Origin of the sequence: Streptomyces prasinopilosus (genome assembly GCF_001419695.1) — a bacterium.
GTDB classification, from domain to species: domain Bacteria; phylum Actinomycetota; class Actinomycetes; order Streptomycetales; family Streptomycetaceae; genus Streptomyces; species Streptomyces prasinopilosus.
This window is the reverse complement of the sequence record NZ_LIRG01000800.1, coordinates 1-4,339: the sequence shown is the minus strand read 5'-3', so window position 1 is coordinate 4,339 and position 4,339 is coordinate 1. Positions and strand designations below refer to the sequence as shown.

Here is a 4,339-nt window from a genome sequence, read left to right as displayed (position 1 = left end):
CCACCACCGTGCCGGCGCCGCGGCGCCGGCACGGTGGTGGCCTCCCTGGGCCCGGACGGCGTCCTCGCGGTGACCCCCGAGGGGAACTGGCGCGTCACCCCGCCGGCCCGCCTCCGCGGCAACCCGACCGGCGCCGGCGACTCCCTGGTCGCGGGCCTGCTGTCGGGCCTGGTGGAACACCTGCCGTGGCCGGACCGCCTCGCCCGGGCGGTCGCCCTGTCGGCGGCGACGGTACTGGCGCCGACGGCCGGCGAGTTCGACCGGGCGGCCTACGGGGACCTGCTGCGCCGGACCGTGGTCACGAGCGAGGCCGAGGCCGCGTAGCGGCCCCCGCCGGCCGGTCCGGGCCCGCCCCTACTTCTTGACCTGGCCTTCCTTCAGCCACAGCTGGTCCAGCAGGACGTTGCACTTGTCGCCGTCGGCGCAGGAGACCGAGAGCGTGTTGGTGCCCTTGTTGAGGGTGGGCCAGGCGAAGGTCTGGGTCCAGCCCTTGGCGAAGTCGCCGTTCTCGGCGCGGGCGAAGTTGTCCATGTTCAGCTTGTTGCCGAACTCCTTGCCGTTGACCGTGAGCGTCATCGACTGGGGGTCGTCGGTGGTGCTGTAGCGCACGAAGACGGTGTAGGCGCCGTCCTCCGGGATGCCGTCGACCGTCCAGGTGACCGAGGCACCCGGCTGGTTGAGGTCCTTCACGTAGATGCCGCCGTCGGACTGCGCGCCCTCGGTGTCCGAGGCCAGGGCCGCGCCGCCGTCCAGGCGGAGCGCCTTCGCGTCGATCGTCGGCAGCTCGGCCGCTTCCTCTTCCTTGTCCTCGCCGCTCGCCGAGGGGCTCGGTTCGGCGGTGCTCTGGGACTGGGTCGGCGACGCGGCGGCCTCGTCGCCGCCCTTGCCGTCGTCGTCGTCGCCGCTGATGATCGCCACGCTGATGCCGATGACCACCGCGGCGAGCACCGCGACGGCGCCGATGAGCAGGCCCTTGGTGTTCGGGCCGCGTCCCCGGCCGCCGCCGTGACCGCCCCGGCCGCCCGGGGACGGCGTCGAGACGGTGGGGGCGCCGGGCAGCGTCTCCGGCGCCGCGTAGTTCGCGTTCGGCTGGCCGTACGTGCCCTGCTGCTGCGGCGCCTGCGCCGCGGCGCCCTGCTGGCCGTACTGACGCGTGCCGACCGGCCGCACCCGGTTGACCGAGTTCGGGTAGCCGTAGCCCCCGGACGGCGGCTGGGCTCCGTTGGCCTGCCCGTCGGCGTAGAGGTAGCCGAACGGGTCGTCGTCCTCGGGCGTGCTCGCGCCGTTGTTGCCGGGCGTCATCCCTTGGTACTCCTAGCTGCGGATCGGATGCGGTACGGGTGCTGAGAAGGGCGAGCCTACCCTCACCCCCTGTCGAATTTACTCGAACGGGGGGACCCCCACCCGACGGCCCGTGCGGGGGGCTGCGGCCGCATCAGCTCACTGAGCTGCGGTTCATCCCGCACGCCGATGCTGTTTGGGACGAGATCGTTTCTCGATGTACATCCGCTCGTCGGCCGACTTCAGCACTTCGTCCGCCGTCATGCCGCAGTGGGCCCATCCGATGCCGAAGCTGGCGCCGACCCGCACGGCCCGGCCCTCGGCCCGGATGGGCTGGATGATCTCGTTGCGCAGCCGCACGGCGAGGTCCTGGGCGTCGGCCCGGCCGAGCCCGTTGGCGAGGATCACGAACTCGTCGCCGCCGAGCCGGGCGACGGTGTCGCCGTCCCGGACGCCTTCGCTGAGCCGGCGGGCGACCTCGATGAGCACCGTGTCGCCCGCGTTGTGCCCGAACCGGTCGTTGATCGACTTGAAGCCGTCGAGGTCGCAGAAGAGCACCGCGAGGCCCTTGGCGCCGTCGTCGTGGTCCGCGGCGGGAGCGATGGCGTGCACGTGGTGGTCGTACCCGTCGAACCCCTCGGCCTCGGGCGGGAAGTCGAAGTCGTGGCCGCGATCGAAGGCGGGCGGGCCGTGGGCGGCGTCCTGGGAGCCGAAGGACTCGAAGGCGGCCATGGCGTCGTCCCCGCCGGCGGGCAGCATCGACGGGCGCTGCCGGCACAGGCGGGCGGAGAGCCGGGCGCGCAGCTCCGCGGAGTTCGGCAGGCCGGTGAGGGAGTCGTGGGAGGCGCGGTGGGCGAGGTGCAGCTCGCGGCGCTTGCGCTCCTCGATGTCCTCGACGTGGGTGAGCAGGAAGCGCGGCCCGTCGGCCGCGTCGGCGACCACGGAGTTGCGCAGGGACACCCACACGTAGGTGCCGTCCCGGCGGGCCAGCCGCAGCTCGGCGCGGCCGCCCTCGGCGGAGGTCCGCAGCAGGGTGCCGATGTCCTCGGGGTGCACGAGGTCGGAGAAGGAGTAGCGGCGCATCGCGGAGGCGGGCCGGCCGAGCAGCCGGCACAGCGCGTCGTTGGTGCGCAGGATGCGCCCGTGCTGGTCGCCGCCCATCTCCGCGACGGCCATCCCGGACGGGGCGTACTCGAAGGCCTGCCGGAAGCTCTCCTCGCTGGCGCGCAGGGCCTGCTGCTCGCGCTCCAGGCGGACCAGGGCGCGCTGCATGTTGGAGCGCAGCCGGGCGTTGCTGATCGCGATGGCGGCCTGGAAGGCGTACATCTGGAGCGCTTCGCGGCCCCAGGCGCCGGGCAGCCGGCCGTTGCGCGGGCGGTCCACGGAGAGCACGCCGATCAGTTCGCCGGCTCCGCCGCCCTGCGGGCCGGGGGCGTACATCGGGGCGAAGAGCCGGTCGGCGGGGTGCCACTCGTCCTCGAAGCGGGGGGCGGGCCCGTCGGTGTACCACTGCGGGACGTCGTCGTCGTCGAGGACCCAGCCCTCGGTGTGCGGTATGAAGATCAGGTCGCCCCAGTTCTCTCCCATGGAGAGGCGGCGCTCCCAGGACTCGCGCGAGCCGACCCGGCCGGTGATGAGGGCCTCGGCGGCCGCGTTGCCCGACAGGGCGGCCACGACCAGGTCGCCGTCGGGGCGCACGAGGTTGACGCAGGCCAGTTCGTACCCCAGGGCGTCGACGGCGCCGTCGGCGACGGTCTGGAGGGTGTCGGCCAGGCTGCGGGCCGTGTTCATGTCGGCCATGCCCCGGTGCAGCTGCCGCAGGGAAGCAAGGCGGACATAGGGCTCCGACTCGGTCTCCACGCTCACCCTCCCCCCGGGACCTCGCAGCGAATCAAGCGTTCTCATCGGCGTATCGTCCTGGCAGTCTCCCCGCCACTGAATCACAGCGCGCTGCCCACTCGGTACACAGGGTCAACAATTATCGTCCCTTGTGACTCAAGTCACAACCAAACGTGAACAATTGAGAGACCTTTCCGCGGTTTCTCCGGCCGTTCACCGGATATGCCGGATGCGTGGCATGCGCCGCATGCGAATTCCGCACCCCTTCCACAGGGTTCGGTCCGTGGGTGCCGGTTTCGCGCGCGTGGGGCGCGGGAGTCCGTCGCTGGTCCTAGGTCCCCCCTCGGGCGGAGGCCCGATGCGGGGTGCATGGAGCGGAGACTAGCGTTCCCGGTGTGCTGAACACTCCCGTACCCCCGTCCGCGATCACCGCCGTCCCCGCCGCCCGGCATGCTGAGGGGGTGAGCGACGACGAGTTCCGCGCAGCCATGTCCCGTCTGGCCTCCGGCGTGGTCCTGGTGACCGCGCAGGAGCCGTCGCTGGACCCGGACGACCCGCGGGCGCCGGCCGGCGAGGACGTCGGCATGACCGCGACCGCGTTCCTGTCGGTCTCCCTGGATCCGCCGTTGGTGCTGGTCAGCCTGCGTGAGGGCTCCCGCATGGACGACCTGCTCGACGAGCAGCCGCTGTGGTCGGTGTCGGTCCTGTCCGAGAGCCAGCGGCACATCGCGGGCCGCTTCTCGATGAAGGGCCGGATCAGCGACCGCCTGCTCTTCGAGGACATCCCGTACGTCCGGGGCGAGCACAGCGGCGCCCCCCTGGTCGGCGGCGCCCTCGCCACCCTGGAGTGCCGCACCGAGCAGCGGGTGCCGGCCGGCGACCACACCCTGGTGATCGGCCGCGTCCTGGCGGCGGACGTACGCAGCGCGGACGGCGGCCCGCTGACCTACTTCCGGGGCCGTTACCGGCACCTTTCCTGAGCCTTTCCCGGTGCCCTACGGACCGGAAATTCCTTTCCTTGAAAGGGAATTGCGTCCCTACGCCACCCGAGTGACAAAGAACACAACTCCCCGCCCCGAAGAGATCACCCCGGAAAACCTCGACGCCGCCCCCGGCATACGCGTCCGGCCCGGCCAGGAGTTCGCGGTCGCCCCGGTCGTGAAGTCCCTCGCCGAGGCATACGTCCACCCCGGTCCCGCCTGGCTCCGACTGGCTCCGA

Annotated in this window: 4 protein-coding genes and 1 pseudogene; 3 read left to right on the top strand and 2 right to left on the bottom strand. The window is 72.3% G+C overall.

The features are described from left to right. Positions 1-324: PfkB family carbohydrate kinase (locus AOK18_RS26675; RefSeq protein WP_240503323.1), on the top strand; the 324-nt coding region annotated here is incomplete at its 5' end. A 30-nt stretch (positions 325-354) separates the two neighbouring features. Here the strand turns inward: AOK18_RS26675 and AOK18_RS26670 are convergent. Further along, on the bottom strand, positions 355-1,302 hold the full coding sequence (locus tag AOK18_RS26670; protein ID WP_055573610.1) for a carbohydrate-binding protein: 948 nt from the start codon (positions 1,300-1,302) through the stop codon (positions 355-357). 153 nt (positions 1,303-1,455) lie between these two features. Beyond that, complete coding sequence (gene cdgB / locus AOK18_RS26665) at positions 1,456-3,141, bottom strand: diguanylate cyclase CdgB (protein ID WP_055573611.1); 1,686 nt, start codon at positions 3,139-3,141, stop codon at positions 1,456-1,458. A gap of 374 nt (positions 3,142-3,515) precedes the next feature. Here cdgB and AOK18_RS26660 point away from each other — a divergent pair, with 374 nt between their 5' ends. Both AOK18_RS26660 and AOK18_RS34785 read left to right on the top strand, forming a co-directional pair. After that, entirely contained in the window at positions 3,516-4,100 is a 585-nt protein-coding gene (locus tag AOK18_RS26660) for a flavin reductase family protein (RefSeq protein WP_055573612.1), read from the top strand. Between the two features lie 70 nt (positions 4,101-4,170). Further along, a pseudogene (locus tag AOK18_RS34785) lies at positions 4,171-4,339 on the top strand (GNAT family N-acetyltransferase); the annotation flags it as partial.